Source organism: Sphingobium soli, assembly GCF_020782245.1.
Taxonomy (GTDB): domain Bacteria; phylum Pseudomonadota; class Alphaproteobacteria; order Sphingomonadales; family Sphingomonadaceae; genus Sphingobium; species Sphingobium soli.
Map to the genome: position 1 here is coordinate 15,482 of NZ_JAJGNP010000018.1, position 17,511 is coordinate 32,992.

Genomic DNA, 17,511 nt, shown 5'->3' on the forward strand with positions numbered 1-17,511 from the left:
GGCTATCGGACGCCCGTCCGGCCCGCCATCCGGGATAGTCCCTATTTCGGCGCTGCGTCGGATCGCGGAAAATGGTGGCCATGACCTGGTCGACCATCCGCCTGGAACTGGCGCGCACGCCCACCTTCCCCAAGGGATCAGCAGCGCGAAGCTACGTGCTTCGCCTGCCGCTCGATCCGGCCGGGATGATCGACGAACAGGAATATCGCACCCGGCCGGAACTGGCGACGGTGCGCCGCTTCTGGCCCAACGAACCCGACCAGCACGGCTATCTGCTGCGCACCGGCGATGGCTGGGCGCTGTCCTATGCGCCGGGCGACGCGGACGACGAGCGCATCTACCGGCTGGACGCCCACAGCATCGCGCCAGGCAGCTATCTGACCCTGACCGAACCCGACGGTACGCGCCTGCCCTTTCTCGTGCGCGGGCTCGCCGCCGCCTGATCCTTAAAAGGAGCATGCCCATGAATGACCTTGTCACCCGCACCGGCTTCCGTTTTTCGACCCGCCCCGCGACACCGGCCGATGCGGAGGCGGTGGCGGCCTTCTTCGACATCGTATCGGATGAAGACCGTCGCTTCCGCTTCCTGTCGTCGGTGCGACATCTGACCGTAGCGCAGGCGCAGGACATAGCGGCCTTCGACCATGGGCGACACGAAACCATCCTCGCCCTCCTGCCGGGCACAGACGAGATCATCGCCGCAGCCACGCTGGCCGCCGATCAGGCAATCGAAATCGCCGAAGTCGCGATCTCCATCAGCCCGCACTATAAGGGGCGTGGCATTGGCTGGACGCTGCTCGACTATGCCGCCGCGCAGGCACGGCAATGGGGCGTCCGCGCAATCCAGTCGATCGAGAGCCGGGAAAATCACGCCGCCATCACGCTGGAACGGGAAAAGGGCTTCGTCGCCCGGCCAGTCGATGGGGACCATGCACTGGTGCTGCTGGAACGCCAATTCTGACCGCTTGGGCGACGACCGATATTGGGTGGGGGCAGGAGAGGACGACGCCCTTCTCCCCTGCCCCCCGCTAATTAGAAGCGCATGCCGACGCCGATGCCAAACACAAGCGGATCAAGGTCGATATGCACTTTCTGCACGCCCGCCGCCGTGGTGGACAGCCGCGCCGTCGTATCGATATCGATATATTTAACGTCGATATTGAGGAACAGCCGGTCATTGAGGTCGATGTCCACCCCAGCCTGCGCGGCCCAGCCAAAGCTGTCGGACATATGCACCTTCGTCTGGCCGACTGCGCTCTCCAGCGCGCCCGACGCATCCTCACTATAGAACAGCGTATAATTGACACCCGCCCCCACATAGGGCCGCACGGGGGCATCGGGCAGGAAATGATATTGCGCGGTCAACGTCGGCGGCAAGACCCAGGTCGATGCCAGCTTGCCGATCGATCCCGTCGTGCCCGTGCGCCCGCTGGCGCTATGCTTGGTGGTAGCGGCGATCAGCTCAAATCCGATATGGTCGCTCGCCATCCAGGTGACGTCGATTTCCGGCGCGACCGCATTGTCGATGCTGACCTTTTCGCCCGGAAAGGCTGGCAGCACGCTCCCGCTCTTCTCATTGGGCGCGACGACGATGCCGCGCAGTCGGACAAGGATGTCGCCCTGTTTCGCCTGGGCGGGCGCGCTCGCAAAAACGGCGGCACCGGCAGCAGCGAGCAACAGCGTCTTGATAGGCTGCATAATGGATCTCCTTCCCTTCGATATGACCTATTCGGAGATGCAGCTCTGACCCGCATCGGCGGGCGCTGCATTGATCAGGCGCAACGGGAATTTTGATCGAGCGCAATGCAGCCGCGTCCTCGCCATGCGAGGCAAGCGGCATGTGGACCTATCATCCCGACCTGCTCGCCGGGCCCGTGCCCCGCTACACCAGCTATCCCACCGCCGCGCAGTTCAGCGACGCCGTGGGCGCCGACGCGATGCTGGAGCGGATCGACCAGATTGCCCAGGGCACCCCCGTCTCGCTCTATCTGCACATTCCCTATTGCCATGACATATGCTGGTATTGCGGGTGCAACACCGGCGCTGCCAATCGCAGCCATCGTCTGGCCGCCTATGTCGATGCGCTGGAACAGGAGATTGCGACGACGGCGCAGCGCCTTGGCGGTCGCGGGCATATCACGCGCATCGCCTTTGGCGGGGGCAGCCCAAACAGCCTGCCGCTGGTCGATTTCGTCCGCCTGCTTCAGCAGGTGATCCGCTGCTTCGACGCGCGCGATGCGCAAATCTCCGTGGAACTGGACCCCCGCAGACTGGACCGGGCGTGGATCGACGCGATAGGGGTCATGGGGGTCGGCCGGGTCAATCTGGGCGTGCAGACCTTTACCCCGGCCGTGCAGGCGCGGATCGGCCGCATCCAGCCGCTGGACATGGTGGAACGCGCGATGGAGCGCTTCAGCCGGATCGGCATCGCGGTGGGATTTGACCTCATGTACGGATTGCCGGGCCAGTCTCTCGACGATCTGGCCGCGACACTGGAAGCGACCGTGCGCATGGTGCCCGCGCGCATTGCATTGTTTGGCTATGCGCATATGCCGGGCCTGCTCCCGCGTCAGCGCCGGATCGATGCCAGCGCGCTGCCGGATATGGAGGAGCGCTTCGCCATGGCGGCGCTGGGGCATGCCCAGTTCCTGGCGGCCGGCTATCTGCCGATCGGTTTCGATCATTTCGCGCTGCCCGGCGACAGCATGGCGCAAGCGGCGCGAAGGGGCGGGCTGCGGCGCAATTTCCAGGGCTTCACCGATGACGATGCCGGCGTCCTGATCGGCATGGGGGCAAGCGCGATCAGTGCCTTCCCAGACCTGCTTGTGCAAAATGAGAAGGCCGCTGGCGCCTATCGCGACAGGATGGCGACAGGACAGGCCGGCGCCTGTCGCGGCGTGATCCGGACACCGGATGATCAGGCGCGCGGCCGCGTGATCGAGTTGCTATTATGCCGGGGCGAGGCCCATGTCGGCACCCTCCCCTTGCCGGACCTTTCCCGCTTTGAGGAACTGGGTCTGCTGCATCGGCAGGGCAGCCATGTGACCTTGCATCCGACCGCGCTGCCCTATGCCCGCGCCATCGCATCGACCTTCGATGCCTATCTGGAGCCGCGTGAGCAACGGTTCAGCCATGCAGTATAGCGTTTCGGTCCTGCCAGCGCTGGCGTGCCTGTCGCTGGCGACGGCCGCCATACCCCATGCCGCCGCGCCCGCTTCCGTGCCCTTTTGCGGAACGCCCCCACCTGGCTGGGTCCCGCCCGGAGGAAAGCCTGTAAAGCCCGAACAGCAGCCAGGCCCGTGCCATCTGATGCTCTGTTCCGGTAAGAAAGAACGCGCCGGGCGGGTGCCCCCTGGCGGCGGCGATGATCCGGCCTGAAAGGAATGCCGACACCGAAAGCGACGGGTAAGAGCCATGGGCCAAGATCTAGCGGCACTGGACATTCTGGCCCCATGGCCTATATACCGATCGGTATGGAAACGGTGACACAAAGCGGGAGAGGGAGGCCACGGGAGTTCGATCCCGAACAGGCGCTGTCGGCTGCGCTGCAGGTGTTCTGGCGTCGCGGCTATGAAGGCGCTTCGCTGGCGGAATTGACCGAAACCATGGGCATCACGAAGCCCAGCCTTTATGCCTGTTTTGGCAACAAGGAGTCGCTGTTTCGCAAGGCGCTCGACCTCTACGAACGCGACAAGCTGTGCTACATGAAATCCGCGCTGGACGCGCCGACGTCGCGGGAGGTGGCCGAACGGCTGTTGCGCGGTTCCCTGGCGATCCAGACCAACAGCACCGATCCCAAGGGGTGCATGGGCGTCATCAGCGCAGTGGGCGGCACCGCTCATTCCGAATGTATTCGTGACGAAATCCTGGCGCGTCGGGCATCATCGGATCGCGCTCTGGTCGCACGCCTTGAACGCGCGCGCGACGAAGGCGACCTGCCCGACCATGTCGATCCGGCCGCGCTGGCCTGCTATCTGTCGACGGTGTTGCAGGGCATGGCTGTGCAGGCTGGCGCAGGCGTCGCGGTCGAGCGGCTGGAAGCGCTGATCGACATCACCTTGTCGATGTGGCCGGGACGTTGAATTCAGCTTCCATGCCGCATTGCAAATAAAATACCTTCCGGTACAGAAAAGCCTCTTGACCAGACAGGTCCGGTTAATATATACCGCTTGGTATAGAAGGAACTGGGCATCTGCCCGGGGAGGTCAATCTTGAACGTTATTCCCATCATCTTCCGCTGTCGCTGACGGCGGGGTAACGACGCACGTCGGGTCCGCCCGGTCGCATCGTTTCCATCATCACAGCCTTTCTCCCTGACGCGTAGCCGCGCGGCCAGACGGGATGGTCTGCGCAAATTTCGGGCGCAAGCCGCGGGACGCCTTTGATCGCGCTCCGGGCCTAAGGACGCGCATTCGCTTCAGACAGGATTTTCACAGCGACAGGAAGGAGCATCCTCATGGCTTTCCTTGATTTCAGCCAACCCATGGCCGGCCCCGCCCCGGTTGCATCAATCGCTCAAGGGGTTTCGACCCCCACGGACTTCACCCAGCAAGAATGGCAGATCGTTGCACTGGCCCGCACCGATGGCTTGCGATCCCTGCAAGGGCCGGGGCGCTTCGTCCGCCTGGGCCGCTGGATTTTCGGCGAAGACACGAACCTGACGCTCGCCAGCGAACGGCTGGAGGCGTTGCGGCGCTTGGCCGTCGAAGCCTGGCATCGCGGCTATGCCGTATCGCTTTCCGCCCTGGCCGCCTTTCGCGCCGCGGGCTTTTCCACCGCGCAGCTTGAACTGCTGCTCGCCGCCATCAGTGCGGGCCGTCATGCCCGCCCACGCCGGAGTTTCGCATGAACCAGATGAGCAAAATCTCTACCGACGGCGCGCAGGGCGCGGCCCCACGGAAGCCCCGTCGCCGATGGTCGCGCCGTCAGGGCGGGATCGCCGCGATCGCCCTGGTGGTGGCACTGGGAGGCGTATGGAAGCTGGTCGATAAACCGCAAGCACAGGCGCAGGCGGCGCAGATCGCCTCGGTCGGCGTATCCGCCCCGTTGCAGCGGGCCGTGACCCAGTGGGACGAATATGTCGGCCGCTTCGCCCCCAGCCAGACCGTCGACATTCGCCCCCGCGTGTCGGGCGCCGTCACCGCCATTCATTTTCAGGACGGCGATTATGTGCGCAAGGGCCAGCTGCTCTTCACCATCGACCAGCGTCCGTTCCGCGCCGCGCTGGCCGAAGCCCGGGCAAGCGTCGCATCGGCGCGCAGCGCGTTGCTGCTGGCGAAGAATGACTATGCCCGCGTCCAGCGTCTGACCGGCGACGAAGCGGTTTCGGCCAGCGAGGTCGATTCCCTGCGTTCGCGTTTGCAGGCGGCCCAGGCGGAACTGGCGGGCGCGCAGGCGCGCGAACGCAGCCGCGCGCTCGACGTCGAGTTCACCCAGGTTCGCGCGCCCATTTCCGGCCGCGTGTCGGATCGCCGCGTCGATATCGGCAATCTGGTGTCAGGGGCGGAGGGCAATGGCGCGACCTTGCTGACCACGGTCAACAAGCTCGACCCCATCTATTTCAACTTCGACGCCTCCGAAGCGCTCTACCTCAAGTCGCAACGGGATCAGGCGGACGGCGGCCTGGTCGAGGTGCGATTGCAGGACGAGGCCGACTATCGCCACAAGGGCAGGCTCGACTTCACCGACAATGGCCTCGATCCGCGATCCGGCACGATCCGCATTCGCGCGGTCTTCGCCAATCCCGACAATTTTCTGACGCCGGGCATGTTCGGCAATATGCGCCTTGCAAATGGCGGCAAGGCGAGCGCCCTGCTGGTGCCGGACGCAGCGATCCAGTCAGATCAGGCGCGCAAGACCGTACTGGTCGTGGGCAAGGATGACAGGGTTGCCGCGAAGCCTGTTGAACTGGGACCTGTTGTTGACGGGCTGCGCATCATCCGCAGCGGGCTCAAACCGCAAGACCGGATCGTCATCACCAATGTTCAGGCGGCAATGCCCGGCGCCAAGGTCGCGACACGGCCCGCGACGATCCGGCCTGCGCCTGCGCCGGTGACCCCGGTTGATAGCGTGACCCCGGCCGCAGCACAGGCGACGTTCGCTCGATAAGCGCCCGCAACAGCTCGATATTCCCAAGCCCGTGATCCGGCCCAGCCGGATCGCGCGGCATCCCTTTCGCTCGCAAAGGACGATCCGATGCGCTTTTCCCGTTTCTTCATCGACCGGCCGATCTTCGCCGCCGTGATCGCGGTGGTCATCACCGTGGTCGGCGCGCTGGCCTTCATCGGCCTGCCGGTCAGCCAATATCCCGACATCGTGCCCCCCACGGTCACCGTCACCGCCCAATATCCTGGCGCATCGGCCGAAACCGTCGCATCGACCGTCGCCGCTCCGATTGAGCAGGAAATCAATGGCGTCGACGACATGCTGTACCAAAGCAGCCAGTCGACCGGCGATGGCAAGGTAACGATCACCGTCACCTTCAAGATCGGCACCGACCTGGATGCCGCACAGGTGCTAGTGCAGAACCGCGTCGCGGTCGCCGTGCCGCGCCTGCCCGAAGAAGTGCAGCGCCTAGGCGTCGTTACCCGCAAGACCACGCCCGAATTCCTGATGGTCGTGAACCTGCAATCGCCCGACGGCACGTTCGACCGCAATTACCTGTCCAACTATGCGCTGACGCAGGTGCGCGATCGTCTGGCTCGGCTTGACGGCGTGGGCGACGTGCAACTGTTTGGATCGCGCGACTATGCGATGCGCATCTGGATCGACCCGGATCGCGCCGCCGCGCTGGACCTGACCGCCGGTGAGATCGTGTCGGCGCTCCGCGCCCAGAACGTGCAGGTCTCTGCCGGCTCGATCGGCCAGCCGCCCTATGACCGGGGCGAAGCCTTCCAGATCGGCGTCGAAATGCAGGGCCGTCTCAAGACGCCCGAGCAATTTTCCGACATCGTCATCCGCAGCGATGCCGACGGGCGTCAAGTGCGCGTGCGCGACGTTGCCCGCGTCGAGCTGGGCGCGCAGGATTATGGCATCAACACCTATCTGTCGAACAAGCCCACCGTCGTCATCGCGGTGATGCAGCGGCCCGGCTCCAACGCACTCGACGCGGCGGAAAAGGTGCAGGCGGAAATGGACCAGCTGTCCCAGCGCTTCCCCAAGGGGCTGGAATATAGCGTCATCTACAATCCCACTGAATTCATCAGCCAGTCGATCGACGCGGTCTATCACACGCTGGTCGAGGCAGTGCTGCTGGTGGTGCTGGTGATCCTCGTCTTCCTGCAAAACTGGCGTGCGGCGATCATCCCGATCATCGCCATTCCGGTCTCGCTGATCGGCACCGCGACGATATTGGCGGGGCTTGGCTACAGTCTCAACAATCTGTCGCTGTTCGGGCTGGTGCTCGCGATCGGCATCGTCGTCGATGACGCCATCGTCGTGGTCGAAAATGTCGAGCGCAACATCGAAAACGGTCTGTCGCCGCTGGAGGCCGCGCGCCTGTCCATGGACGAGGTATCGACCGCGTTGATCGCGATCGTGCTGGTGCTGTGCGCGGTGTTCGTGCCGACGCTGTTCATCACCGGCATTTCGGGCGCCTTCTATCAGCAGTTCGCCGTCACCATCTCGACCGCGACGGTCATTTCGCTGATCCTCTCGCTAACTTTGTCGCCGGCGGCCGCCGCGCTGCTGCTCAAGCCCAAACATGGTCCCCGCGACCGCAGCGGCGATCCGGTCTGGCGGCAGAAGCTCGGCCAGGGCGCTGACGCGTTCAATCGCGGGTTCGACCGGATGAGCGCGGGCTATGGACGCCTCACCCGCTTCCTGGTCGCACGGCCCAAGAAGATGCTGCTGACCTATGCCGGCCTGATCGCCGCCACCATCGCCCTGTTCTGGGTGACGCCCGGCGGTTTCATTCCGGCCCAGGATCAGGGCTATTTCCTGGCCGTGGTCCAGCTACCTTCGGGCGCGTCGCTAGAACGTACCGACAAGGTGACCCGCGAGGTTGCGGAGAAGATCCTGCCGATCAAGGGCCTGCGCGGCGCGGTGATGTTCGCTGGCTTCCACGGCCCGTCGCAGACGCAGGCACCCAACAGCGCGGCGATCTATTTCCCGTTCAACAGCTTTGCCGAGCGGGAGAAGGAAGGCGTCACATACGCCGGCATCATGGAGCAGGCGAACAAGGCGGTCGCGGGCTATGACAAGGCGCGCATCCTGCTGGTGCCCCCGCCGCTCATCCAGGGCATCGGTTCCGCCGGCGGCTATCGCATGATGCTGGAGGACCGGGAGGGACGCGGCTATGCGGATCTCAACAAACAGGCGAACGACCTGATCGCCAAGGCGAACCAGTCACCCAGCCTGTCGATGGTCTACACATTGTTCGACGTTGGGACGCCACGCGTCTATGCCGATGTCGATCGCCGCAAGGCTGACCTTCTGGGCGTGCCGCCCGAACGCATCTTCGAAGCGATGCAGGTCTATCTGGGCTCCGCCTTCGTCAACGACTTCAACCTGCTCGGCCGCACCTATCGCGTCACCGCACAGGCCGATGCAGAGCATCGCGGATCGGTGGCGGACATCGCCAATCTAAAAACGCGGTCGAACAGCGGGCAGATGGTGCCGATCGGATCGGTAGCCACGTTCGAGGACAAGACCGGCCCTTATCGCGTGGTGCGCTACAATCTGATGCCGGCGGTGGAAATCGACGGCGACACGCCGCCTGGCTATTCCTCAGGCCAGTCGCTCATGACGATGGAGAAGCTCGCGGCGGAAGCGCCGTCCGGTTATGGCGCTGAATGGACGGGCGTCGCCTTTCAGCAGAAGAGCGCGGGCAATACCGCCGGGCTCGTCTTCGGCATGGCGGTGTTCTTCGTCTTTCTGGTGCTGGCGGCGCAATATGAAAGCCTGACGCTGCCGCTGTCGATCATCCTCATCGTACCGATGTGTCTGTTCGCGGCCATGCTGGGCGTGAACCTGCGCGGGATGGATAATAATATCCTGACGCAAATCGGCCTGGTCGTGCTGATCGCGCTGGCGGCGAAGAACGCCATCCTGGTGGTCGAATTCGCCAAGCAGGCGGAGGAAGAACAGGGCCTTTCACCAATCGAGGCCGCGGTTCAGGCGGCGCAGACCCGGTTGCGGCCGATCCTGATGACCAGCTTCGCTTTCATCCTGGGGGCGGTGCCGCTGGTGATCGCGAGCGGCGCGGGCGCGGAATTGCGCCAGGCGCTCGGCACGGCGGTCTTCTTCGGCATGACCGGCGTCACGGCCTTCGGCCTGCTCTTCACCCCCACCTTCTATGTCGTGTGCCGCGCGCTGGGCGATCGCTTCGCCCAGCGCCGGCGCGGGCAGGCGGACGCGACCGCGATCCAGCCCGCCGAATGAGGACGAAAACCATGACAAGGCATTTCATTACGCTGCTGCTCGGCGCCAGTGCGCTGACCGCCTGTGCCGCCGGGCCGGACTATCGCCCGCCCGCACCGCCCGCCAGCGCGGCCGCCCCGTTCATCGGGGCGGCGGACCCGGCGGTCGCCCAGAGCCCGGCGCAGGATCATTGGTGGCGGCTCTATGACGATCCGCTGCTCGACACGCTGGTGCGCGATGCGCTGGCGGCCAATACCGACATCCGCGTCGCGGTCGCCCGGCTGGAACGCGCCCGCGCCCAGCTGCGCGGTGCGCGGTCCGACCGCTTGCCCAGCACCACGCTCAGCGGATCGCCGACCTATGGCCGCGTGTCCCAGGCGCAGACACTGCCCGGCATGGACCGGGAAAACTGGACCATCGATATGGGACTGGACGTCGCCTATGAGGTGGATTTGTTCGGCCGGGTGAAGCGATCGATCGAGGCGGCGCGCGGCGACACTGCGGCGGCCGCCGCCGATGCTGACGCCGTGCGGGTCGCGGTGGTGGCCGATACGGTGCGCGCCTATGTCGACGCCACCGCCTCGGCCGAACGGATCGCTGTTGCCCGTCAGACGGTGGATTTGCTCGACCGGTCTTTACGCATCACCCAGGCGCGCTTTGACGTCGGCCGATCGGACCGGCTGGACGTGGTGCGGGTGACGTCGCTGCGCGATCAGCAGTCCGCGCTCATCCCGTCGCTGGAGGCCGACCGCAACGCCGCCCTGTTCCGCCTTGCCACATTGACCGGCCGCACGCCGCAGGACCTGCCGGACGCGGTGCGCACGGCGCGGCAGACGCCCGACCTGACGCAGCCGATTCCAGTCGGCGACGGCCGCGCGCTGCTGGCGCGACGGCCCGACGTGAGGGCGGCGGAACGACGGCTGGCGGCCGACACGGCACGGATCGGCGTGGCGACGGCCGATCTCTACCCCCGCATCACCCTGGGCGGGTCGGTCGGTACGACGGCCATTGGCGGCGGCGACCTGTTTGGCGGCGGCCCGCTCAACTGGCTGCTGGGCCCGCTCATCAGTTGGGCTTTCCCCAATCAGGAGGCTAATCGCGCGCGGATCGCCGCAGCGCGCGCCGACGGCGACGTCGCGCTCGCCAGCTTCGACGGCACCGTGCTTCGCGCGCTGGAGGAAACAGAAACGGCGCTGTCCAATTACGCTCAGGCGCTGTCACGCCGCGCCGCGCTACAAACCGCGCGGGATGAGGCCGCCCGCGCGGCGCGCATCAGCACCGCCCGCCAGCGCGAGGGACGGATCGACTTCCTGACCGTTCTCGATGCGCTGCGCACCCAGGCTGCCGCCGACGCGGACCTCGCCAGCGCGGACCGCAACGTCGCCTTCGCCCAGGTCGACCTGTTCCGCGCACTGGGTGGCGGCTGGAGGGAAGGCTAACCCAAGAAGGCGGGGCAACAAACCCCGCCTTCGTCTCCGATATCAGTCGCGAAAATTGCCGGCGAAGGCGAATTCTTCGATCGGCTTGCGGCCGCTCGGCGTTTCGCGCGCCTGCAGATGGTCGGGCAGGATCGCCTTGTCCGCACGCCGGCCGATGGCGACGGCGGCTTCCAGGCGGAAGCGGTCTGGTACGGCGAGTTCGATGCGGGCGCGGTCGAAATCGACCCCCGCCATCGCATGAGTATGATAGCCCATGCGCGTCGCCTGAAGCGCCAGCGCCAGCCATGCCGCACCCGCATCGAAACTATGGCTGTGCGAGGGCGTCCAGTCGGTGGACCCCGGCGCGGCGGTAAGCGTGTCAGACAACAGCATCATGAGCACTGATGCCTCTTTCGCCCAGACGCTGTTGCCCGGCACCAGCAGATCCAGGAAACGCGGCCAATCGGCGCTATCGCGATGCGCGTACAGGAACCGCCAGGGCTGATAATTGGAGGCCGACGGGGCCCAGCGCGCGGCGTCGAACAATGTATCTAGATCGGCCTGCGGCATTGCCGAGCCATCGAAAGCGCGCGGCGACCAGCGCTCCAGCAAAAGGGGATCGACGGGACGAGTGACGGCGCGCGGGTCTGTGGCCATGATATGCCTCATGATGGTGAAAGTTACGCCATTCATGCCCGGCTCTCGCGTGGGAACGAAGCATTTATTTGGCAACGCAGCGTTTAACCGATGCTTTCCCCGAAACGCGACGACGCGCGCCGCATGTCCTCCGCGTCATGTTCAGCGTCATGGGTATCCAGCAAGGTGATCGCAGGGTCGCGGATCAGGGCCTGGGTCAGGCGGGTCCACCAGGATAGTGGCACCTCGGACTCAATATCGTTCATAGCTCTCCTTAGCGCCGACTCGTCGCGGCTTACTATCATTATGATAGAGATAAACCGGACAAGCAATGTTCGCCGCGCGGACAGAAATGCTTGCGTGCAGCACTTCGCCGCCAAAATGACGGTATATCGGGACCGTGGGAGACATCGACCCGGACAGCCTTTGGACGCGTGCAGTTCGCCAAAGGCTGTCCGGGCGCAACATCATCTGCCTTGGAGGGGCAATGACAACGTTGTCCTCGCTTGTTAAAGGCATTTCCCGGCAAATGCAAGTGGGCTGATTGGCTTTGAATTGAATGAGAAAGGGAGCGCGTGTGCCAAGGCCCACCGCTCCCCCCTTCCCTATGAAATTTCGCGCTCTTTTAGCCGGCGAACAAATGCGTGGGCAAGCCCTTCACGCCGCAGTCGACCTCAAAAAAGCCGCCATCATGCTCGGAAGGATCGTCCAGCCCGACGGTCGCGGAACTGACGAACATTCGATCGAGATCAGGGCCGGCAAAGCAGATATTGGTCACCTGCCGTGCCGGCAGGGCGATCGCGCGGTCCAACCGGCCATCAGGGGTGAAGCGGCTGACCCGGCTACCACCCCAATGCGCCACCCAGATATGGCCTTCGGCATCGACGGTCATGCCATCGGGATAGCCATCCGCCTCCGCGAACTGGATGAACGGTTCGCGATCCGTGGCCCCCTCCTCCGTCCGGCGGAGGCGGTATATCTGCCGCTTTGCCGTGTCGCTGTGATAGAGCCATTGGCCGCAGGGCGAGAAACAGGGGCCATTGGGCACCCGATATTCGCTGTCGATGACGGTCCAGCTGTGATCGGGCGCAAGGCGGTAAAGCGAACCGCGATCATGCTCTTCGGCCATGTCCATCGTGCCGCACCAGATATGGCCCTGGCGGTCGGCCTTGCCGTCGTTCATCCGGTTTCCCGGAAAGTGCGGTTCGGGGTCGCCGATGGGATCAATCGTCAGTGGGTCGAGCGTTAGCGCGGCAAAGCCGCTCTGAAAGCCGGCTATGAAACCGCCCGCTTGCCGTTCTGCCAGCCAGCCGAGCGGTTCCGGCATAGCAATGCGGGTGACAGCCCCGTCATCGAGCGACAGGCGGTTGAGCGCCGGGGCGAGGATGTCGACCCAGTAGACGGCGTTTCCCCGCGCCGACCACAATGTCCCCTCCCCCAATATGTCCGCGCCTTCCCGCGCGATCATCCGCCATTGCGACATCAGCGCTTCACCGATAGCCGATAGATCATCTGGTGGTGATAGGGCTTGCCCGGATCGACCCGCGCCGACAGGAAGGATGGCTTGTTCGGCGCGTCGGGGAATTTCTGCGGCTCCAGCGCAATGCCGTCGCCCATCCGATACAGATGGCCGCCCTTGCCGACCAGCGTTCCGTCGAGGAAGTTGCCAGCGTAGAACTGCACGCCCGGCTCGGTCGTCAGCACTTCGAGCACCCGGCCCGACACCGGGTCTTCCAGCCGCGCGGCCAGTTCGGGCGTCCGGGTCGCCCCCTTGTCGAGCGCCCAATTATGGTCATAGCCCCGGCCATAGACGATCTGCTGGTCGCGGCCATCGCGAATGCCATCAGCAACGCGGCGCGGCATGCGGAAATCGAACACGCTGCCGTCGACCGGCTTCAATTCGCCCGTCGGGATGAGGTTGGCGTCGACCGGCGTGAAGGCCTTGGCGGGGATGGTCAATACATGACCCAGCGCCCCTTCGGGCGACCCTTCGCCTGCCAGGTTGAAAATGGCGTGGTTGGTCATGTTGACGATGGTCGGCTTGTCGGTCTTCGCGTCGAAGGCGATGCCCAGATTGCCGCTTTCGTCCAGCGTGTAGGTGACAGTAATGTCCAGCTTGCCAGGATAGCCCGCATCGCCATCGGGACTGGTGAGCGCCAGCACCGCCTTGGCGGTCGGCCCGCTCTTGATCGACACGACCTTCCAAACCTGCTTGTCAAAGCCCTTGCCGCCGCCGTGCAGCGAATTGACGTCATTGTCGTTTACCGGCAGCTGATAGGCCTTGCCGTCCAGGCTGAATTTGCCGCCGGCGATACGGTTGGCGTAGCGGCCGACGGTGACGCCGAAATAATTGGGATGGTCGGCATAATCCTTGGCGTCGTCATAGCCGAGCAGCACATCCATGCTCTGCCCGTCCTTGCCCGGCGCCATCAGCGACTGGAGCGTCGCGCCATAAGTCAGGATTTTCGCCGTCACGCCTTGACCGTTGGTCAGCGTCAGCGTTTCGATGGCCGCGCCGTCGATCGTTCCGGCCGGCGCGCGGCTCGCTTCGGCGGCAAGCGCTGTTCCGCTTGCGAGGCTGAGGGCGAGCGCATATGACAACGCTGTTTTCAACGTGACGACCTTTCGCATTGGACTTCCTCCCGGTGACGCGCGCCCATTGACGGGCGGTTTCGCGGGATATACTCCGACAAAATTGGCGTGCGCAACCCTTGATCGGTCGCCCGCCGCCTGGAACTGCACTGGAGAAGGATGAATGGCAGGACCGATCTCGTCTGGCGCTGCGCCGGCCGCAACGCATAATCCCGGCACGCGCTACGGCCCCGCGCTCGCGCTGCTCGCCAGCCTCTTTTTCATGTGGGGCTTCATCACCGTCATCAACAACACATTGCTGCCGCATCTGCGCAGCGTGTTTGATCTGAGCTACACCCAGACGACGCTGATCGAATCGGTCTGGTTCATCGCCTATTTCTTCGCGTCCATCCCATCGGCCAAGCTGATCGAACGCGTCGGTTATCAGAAGTCGATGGTGATCGGCCTGTTGATCATGGCGGCGGGCGCGCTCGGCATGACGCTGGCGGCGTCCATTCCTTCCTATGGCGTCACGCTGATCATGCTGTTCGTGATCGCTAGCGGCATCACTTTGCTTCAGGTCGCGGCCAACCCCTATGTCGCGGTCGTGGGCAAGCCCGAAACCGCCTCCTCACGCCTTAACCTTGTGCAAGCAATGAATTCGGCTGGCACGATGCTGGCGCCGATGTTCGGGGCCTATCTGATCCTTGGCCGGTCCAAGGGCGGCACCGCGCAGGGCGAAGTCGTCCTGACCCAGGCCGAGCGGCTCGCCGATGCGCAGTCGGTCATCCTGCCCTATGTGCTGGTCGCCATCGTGCTGACCGTGCTGGCCGTGGTCATCGCCCGCTTCCCGCTGCCCGCCATGGGCAATGCGACGCAGCGCCACAACAAGGAAGAACGCAAGAAACATTCGCTGTGGAAGCACCGCAATCTGGTGTTCGGTATTCCCGCAATCTTCATCTACCTGATCGCGGAAATCGGCGTCGCCAATCTGTTCATCAACTTTGTCAGCCAGCCGCAGATCGCCAACCTGACCCATGAACAGGCCGGCAATTACCTGACCTTCCTGTGGGGCGGCATGATGGTCGGCCGCTTCGCCGGCTCCGCGATCATGCAGCGCTTCGATGCAGGCCATGTCCTCGCCGCCTTCTCGATCGGCGCGTTCATCGTGATGCTGGTTACGGTGTTCACTACAGGCCCCATCGCCATGTGGTCGCTGATCCTGGTCGGCCTGTTCCACTCGATCATGTTCCCGACCATCTTCACGCTCGGCATCAAGGGGCTTGGGCCCCTGACCGAGGAAGGATCGGGCCTGCTCATCATGGCGATCGCCGGCGGCGCGCTGGTGGTGGTGCAGGGTTGGCTGGCCGATCATTATGGTCTGCAGACCAGCTTCCTGCTGACCGCCGCCTGCGAACTCTATGTGCTCTTCTACGCGCTGTGGGGATCGAAGACGACCAACGCGCTGCCGGACCAGCAAATCGACGCGTAACGAGCCGAGGGGTCGCGCCATCGGACAGGAAAAGGGCCGGCGCTTGGGATATGCGCCGGCCCTTTTTTGCGTTCTGCTTTCTGTGCGCCTTATCGCTCCATCGCGCTCGCCGTGTCTTCGAGCGCGAGATCGACCAGTACGCCCATCGCCTCGGCCGCCGCCTTCGGGTCGCCCGCGACGATGGCGTCATAGACGCGAACATGATCGGGAATGGGATTGCGCGGCAGGGCGCGGGCGCGCTGCTTGAACTGGGTCGTCCAATTGACCGCCGCACCGATACTGGCCGTGAGCACCAGCAGTGCGTCATTGCGCGTGGCGTTGAGGATCGCATTGTGAAAATCACGGTCGGCCGCGCGGCCGGCGTCGGTCGCCAGCGTATGACGACGCATCGCGGCGAGCGCGTCCTTCATAAGCTTGAGGTCATCCTTGTCGCGCCGCTGCGCCGCCAGCCGGGCCGCGGCCGGCTCGACGATGGCGCGCAATTCAAACAGGTCGCGCACGAACTGGATGTCAGGCTCCCCGGCAAAGGCCCAGGCCAGAACATCGGGATCCAGCAGGTTCCAGCGCGTGCGCGGCAGGACGCGCGTCCCGGCCTTGGGCCGGCTTTCGACCAGCCCCTTGGCGGTCAGCACCTGGATCGCCTCGCGATAGGCGCTGCGCGACACTTCCAGCTCCTCGGCAAAAGCGACTTCGCCCGATAAGGTGTCTCCGGGTTGATATTGCCCCGACAAGATCGCGGTGCCCAGCTTGTGCGCGATCGCGCCGTGCAGCCGACGACCCGGCCCCCGCGTCGCCCGGTCCTTGCCGTTGCCAGTCGCCTCTTCCGCTCGCAACGACGGACTTTCTTTCACCATTCGGGCTCCTCCCCACCTTGATCCTTTGAGGCATAGTTCCCTCTAAAATACAATCATTGCCTTTGCCATCGCCTTGCAATATGTCGGAGTAATTGAGCTTCATCGCCTGAGCGACATATCGTCGCGCGGGCAGCAGCTATTTCGTCGGATCCAGCGCCGGCAGGGCGCGCGGGAGGAGAGTGTTCATGTCATTGCGTCTGTTGCAGCATCGTTCGGATTCGGGCGAGCGCGCCGTCATCGCTGCACAGGGCGATACCGCCTATCTTGTCCCCGGCTTCGCCAGCATCCGCGCACTGGCGCTCCATGCGATCGCGCAGGGCATCGATCTGGCGCAGGCGGTGACCGACGCCGGTCAGGGCAGTGCGATCGATATCGCAGCGGAATATGAAGCCGGCAGGCTGCTTGCGCCGATCGATCATGATGACGGCGCCCACCTGCTGATGACCGGCACCGGCCTTACCCATCTCGGCTCGGCCGAAGGCCGCGACAAGATGCATCGCGAAGCCGCTGCGGCGGAAAAACAGACCGACTCCATGCGCATGTTTCTCGAAGGTCTGGAAGGCGGCAAGCCTGCGGACGGCGAAGTCGGACAGCAGCCCGAATGGTTCTACAAAGGGGACGGGTCGCAATTGGTCGATCCCGGCGCCCCCTTCACCATGCCCGCCTTCGCCCAGGATGGCGGTGAGGAACCGGAACTGGCTGGCATCTACCTGATCGGCGAGGATGGCACGCCTCACCGACTGGGGCTGGCGCTCGCCAATGAATTTTCCGATCATGTGACCGAGCGGCACAATTATCTGTGGCTGGCGCATAGCAAGCTGCGCCAGGCCTCGCTGGGTCCGGAATTGCTGGTCGGCGCGCCGCCCGAACATATCGAGGGGGCAAGCCGCATCCTACGCAATGGCGAAGTGATCTGGGAAAAGCCCTTCCTGTCCGGCGAGGGCAACATGTCGCACAGCTTTGCCAATCTGGAACATCATCACTTCAAATATGACCTGTTTCGCCGCGCCGGCGACGTCCACGTCCATTTCTTCGGCACCGCCACCCTGTCCTTCAGCGACGGCGTGGCATGCCAGGAAGGCGATGTGTTCGAAATTCTCGCCGCGCCCTTCACCCTGCCGGTGCGCAACGAACTGAAGCGCGCCGCACCTGTCCAGGTCGCCGTCAAGACGCTCTGAGC

General features: G+C 64.5%; 17 protein-coding genes. 11 read left to right on the forward strand and 6 right to left on the reverse strand.

From position 1 onward, the window contains the following. The first annotated feature begins 71 nt into the window (after positions 1 to 71). Both LL253_RS16625 and LL253_RS16630 read left to right on the forward strand, forming a co-directional pair. Positions 72 to 443 (forward strand): hypothetical protein, encoded by a 372-nt coding sequence (locus LL253_RS16625; protein ID WP_009822821.1) that lies wholly within the window; start codon positions 72 to 74, stop codon positions 441 to 443. 20 nt (positions 444 to 463) lie between these two features. Further along, positions 464 to 961 carry a GNAT family N-acetyltransferase gene (locus LL253_RS16630; protein WP_228227899.1) on the forward strand — a complete coding sequence of 166 codons (498 nt, stop codon included), beginning with the start codon at positions 464 to 466 and terminating at the stop codon, positions 959 to 961. A gap of 71 nt (positions 962 to 1,032) precedes the next feature. On the opposite strand, the gene LL253_RS16635 is transcribed toward LL253_RS16630, so the two are convergent. Then, positions 1,033 to 1,698 (reverse strand): OmpW/AlkL family protein, encoded by a 666-nt coding sequence (locus tag LL253_RS16635; protein WP_228227900.1) that lies wholly within the window; start codon positions 1,696 to 1,698, stop codon positions 1,033 to 1,035. A gap of 140 nt (positions 1,699 to 1,838) precedes the next feature. On the opposite strand from LL253_RS16635, the gene hemN reads away from it, so the two are divergent. The 7 genes from hemN (at position 1,839) to LL253_RS16670 (ending at position 10,799) form a co-directional block, all read left to right on the forward strand. Then, positions 1,839 to 3,143 carry an oxygen-independent coproporphyrinogen III oxidase gene (gene hemN, locus LL253_RS16640; protein ID WP_228227901.1) on the forward strand — a complete coding sequence of 435 codons (1,305 nt, stop codon included), beginning with the start codon at positions 1,839 to 1,841 and terminating at the stop codon, positions 3,141 to 3,143. Beyond that, on the forward strand, positions 3,133 to 3,378 hold the full coding sequence (locus LL253_RS16645; RefSeq protein WP_228227902.1) for a hypothetical protein: 246 nt from the start codon (positions 3,133 to 3,135) through the stop codon (positions 3,376 to 3,378). Before hemN ends, LL253_RS16645 begins: the two co-directional genes overlap by 11 nt. 74 nt (positions 3,379 to 3,452) lie before the next feature. Continuing rightward, the gene (locus LL253_RS16650; RefSeq protein WP_407696124.1) at positions 3,453 to 4,082 is read left to right on the forward strand and encodes a TetR/AcrR family transcriptional regulator; all 630 of its coding nucleotides are present in this window, start codon (positions 3,453 to 3,455) and stop codon (positions 4,080 to 4,082) included. 374 nt (positions 4,083 to 4,456) lie between these two features. After that, a complete protein-coding gene (locus LL253_RS16655) occupies positions 4,457 to 4,849 on the forward strand; it encodes a hypothetical protein (RefSeq protein ID WP_228227903.1) in 393 nt (130 codons plus the stop codon). Next, positions 4,846 to 6,108 carry an efflux RND transporter periplasmic adaptor subunit gene (locus LL253_RS16660; RefSeq protein ID WP_228227904.1) on the forward strand — a complete coding sequence of 421 codons (1,263 nt, stop codon included), beginning with the start codon at positions 4,846 to 4,848 and terminating at the stop codon, positions 6,106 to 6,108. The genes LL253_RS16655 and LL253_RS16660 overlap by 4 nt, the downstream gene beginning before the upstream one ends. A gap of 87 nt (positions 6,109 to 6,195) precedes the next feature. Further along, on the forward strand, positions 6,196 to 9,381 hold the full coding sequence (locus tag LL253_RS16665) for an efflux RND transporter permease subunit (RefSeq protein WP_228227905.1): 3,186 nt from the start codon (positions 6,196 to 6,198) through the stop codon (positions 9,379 to 9,381). Positions 9,382 to 9,392: 11 nt separating this feature from the next. Continuing rightward, a complete protein-coding gene (locus tag LL253_RS16670; protein ID WP_228227906.1) occupies positions 9,393 to 10,799 on the forward strand; it encodes an efflux transporter outer membrane subunit in 1,407 nt (468 codons plus the stop codon). Positions 10,800 to 10,841: 42 nt separating this feature from the next. Here the strand turns inward: LL253_RS16670 and LL253_RS16675 are convergent, their stop codons facing one another. The 4 genes from LL253_RS16675 to LL253_RS16690 all read right to left on the reverse strand — a co-directional run bounded on the left by LL253_RS16675 (position 10,842) and on the right by LL253_RS16690 (position 14,045). Further along, a complete protein-coding gene (locus LL253_RS16675; RefSeq protein ID WP_228220987.1) occupies positions 10,842 to 11,435 on the reverse strand; it encodes a nitroreductase family protein in 594 nt (197 codons plus the stop codon). 83 nt (positions 11,436 to 11,518) lie between these two features. Next, positions 11,519 to 11,680, reverse strand: coding sequence for a hypothetical protein (locus tag LL253_RS16680; RefSeq protein WP_228220988.1), 162 nt, complete (start codon positions 11,678 to 11,680; stop codon positions 11,519 to 11,521). A gap of 359 nt (positions 11,681 to 12,039) precedes the next feature. Further along, positions 12,040 to 12,897 carry an SMP-30/gluconolactonase/LRE family protein gene (locus LL253_RS16685; protein WP_228227907.1) on the reverse strand — a complete coding sequence of 286 codons (858 nt, stop codon included), beginning with the start codon at positions 12,895 to 12,897 and terminating at the stop codon, positions 12,040 to 12,042. Next, positions 12,897 to 14,045 carry an aldose epimerase family protein gene (locus LL253_RS16690; protein ID WP_228227908.1) on the reverse strand — a complete coding sequence of 383 codons (1,149 nt, stop codon included), beginning with the start codon at positions 14,043 to 14,045 and terminating at the stop codon, positions 12,897 to 12,899. The genes LL253_RS16685 and LL253_RS16690 overlap by 1 nt, the downstream gene beginning before the upstream one ends. A 124-nt stretch (positions 14,046 to 14,169) precedes the next feature. Between LL253_RS16690 and LL253_RS16695 the strand changes: the two genes are divergently transcribed. Continuing rightward, positions 14,170 to 15,477: a sugar MFS transporter gene (locus tag LL253_RS16695; protein ID WP_228220991.1), complete on the forward strand. Its 1,308-nt coding sequence runs from the start codon at positions 14,170 to 14,172 to the stop codon at positions 15,475 to 15,477. A gap of 89 nt (positions 15,478 to 15,566) precedes the next feature. Here the strand turns inward: LL253_RS16695 and LL253_RS16700 are convergent, their stop codons facing one another. Continuing rightward, the gene (locus LL253_RS16700) at positions 15,567 to 16,331 is read right to left on the reverse strand and encodes a FadR/GntR family transcriptional regulator (protein ID WP_228220992.1); all 765 of its coding nucleotides are present in this window, start codon (positions 16,329 to 16,331) and stop codon (positions 15,567 to 15,569) included. A 185-nt stretch (positions 16,332 to 16,516) separates the two neighbouring features. On the opposite strand from LL253_RS16700, the gene araD1 reads away from it, so the two are divergent. Then, positions 16,517 to 17,509: an AraD1 family protein gene (araD1, locus tag LL253_RS16705; RefSeq protein WP_300116540.1), complete on the forward strand. Its 993-nt coding sequence runs from the start codon at positions 16,517 to 16,519 to the stop codon at positions 17,507 to 17,509. Positions 17,510 to 17,511: the final 2 nt, after the last annotated feature.

Bases quoted from the DNA above. Each gene is read 5' to 3' on its own strand.
- LL253_RS16685 (WP_228227907.1), bottom strand. From the start codon at position 12,897: ATGTCGCAATGGCGGATGATCGCGCGGGAAGGCGCGGACATATTGGGG.
- LL253_RS16695 (WP_228220991.1), top strand. From the start codon at position 14,170: ATGGCAGGACCGATCTCGTCTGGCGCTGCGCCGGCCGCAACGCATAAT.
- LL253_RS16680 (WP_228220988.1), bottom strand. From the start codon at position 11,680: ATGAACGATATTGAGTCCGAGGTGCCACTATCCTGGTGGACCCGCCTG.
- LL253_RS16650 (WP_407696124.1), top strand. From the start codon at position 3,453: ATGGCCTATATACCGATCGGTATGGAAACGGTGACACAAAGCGGGAGA.
- LL253_RS16675 (WP_228220987.1), bottom strand. From the start codon at position 11,435: ATGGCCACAGACCCGCGCGCCGTCACTCGTCCCGTCGATCCCCTTTTG.
- LL253_RS16690 (WP_228227908.1), bottom strand. From the start codon at position 14,045: ATGCGAAAGGTCGTCACGTTGAAAACAGCGTTGTCATATGCGCTCGCC.
- LL253_RS16700 (WP_228220992.1), bottom strand. From the start codon at position 16,331: ATGGTGAAAGAAAGTCCGTCGTTGCGAGCGGAAGAGGCGACTGGCAAC.
- LL253_RS16660 (WP_228227904.1), top strand. From the start codon at position 4,846: ATGAACCAGATGAGCAAAATCTCTACCGACGGCGCGCAGGGCGCGGCC.
- LL253_RS16665 (WP_228227905.1), top strand. From the start codon at position 6,196: ATGCGCTTTTCCCGTTTCTTCATCGACCGGCCGATCTTCGCCGCCGTG.
- hemN (WP_228227901.1), top strand. From the start codon at position 1,839: ATGTGGACCTATCATCCCGACCTGCTCGCCGGGCCCGTGCCCCGCTAC.
- LL253_RS16635 (WP_228227900.1), bottom strand. From the start codon at position 1,698: ATGCAGCCTATCAAGACGCTGTTGCTCGCTGCTGCCGGTGCCGCCGTT.
- LL253_RS16670 (WP_228227906.1), top strand. From the start codon at position 9,393: ATGACAAGGCATTTCATTACGCTGCTGCTCGGCGCCAGTGCGCTGACC.
- LL253_RS16655 (WP_228227903.1), top strand. From the start codon at position 4,457: ATGGCTTTCCTTGATTTCAGCCAACCCATGGCCGGCCCCGCCCCGGTT.
- LL253_RS16630 (WP_228227899.1), top strand. From the start codon at position 464: ATGAATGACCTTGTCACCCGCACCGGCTTCCGTTTTTCGACCCGCCCC.
- LL253_RS16645 (WP_228227902.1), top strand. From the start codon at position 3,133: ATGCAGTATAGCGTTTCGGTCCTGCCAGCGCTGGCGTGCCTGTCGCTG.
- araD1 (WP_300116540.1), top strand. From the start codon at position 16,517: ATGTCATTGCGTCTGTTGCAGCATCGTTCGGATTCGGGCGAGCGCGCC.
- LL253_RS16625 (WP_009822821.1), top strand. From the start codon at position 72: ATGGTGGCCATGACCTGGTCGACCATCCGCCTGGAACTGGCGCGCACG.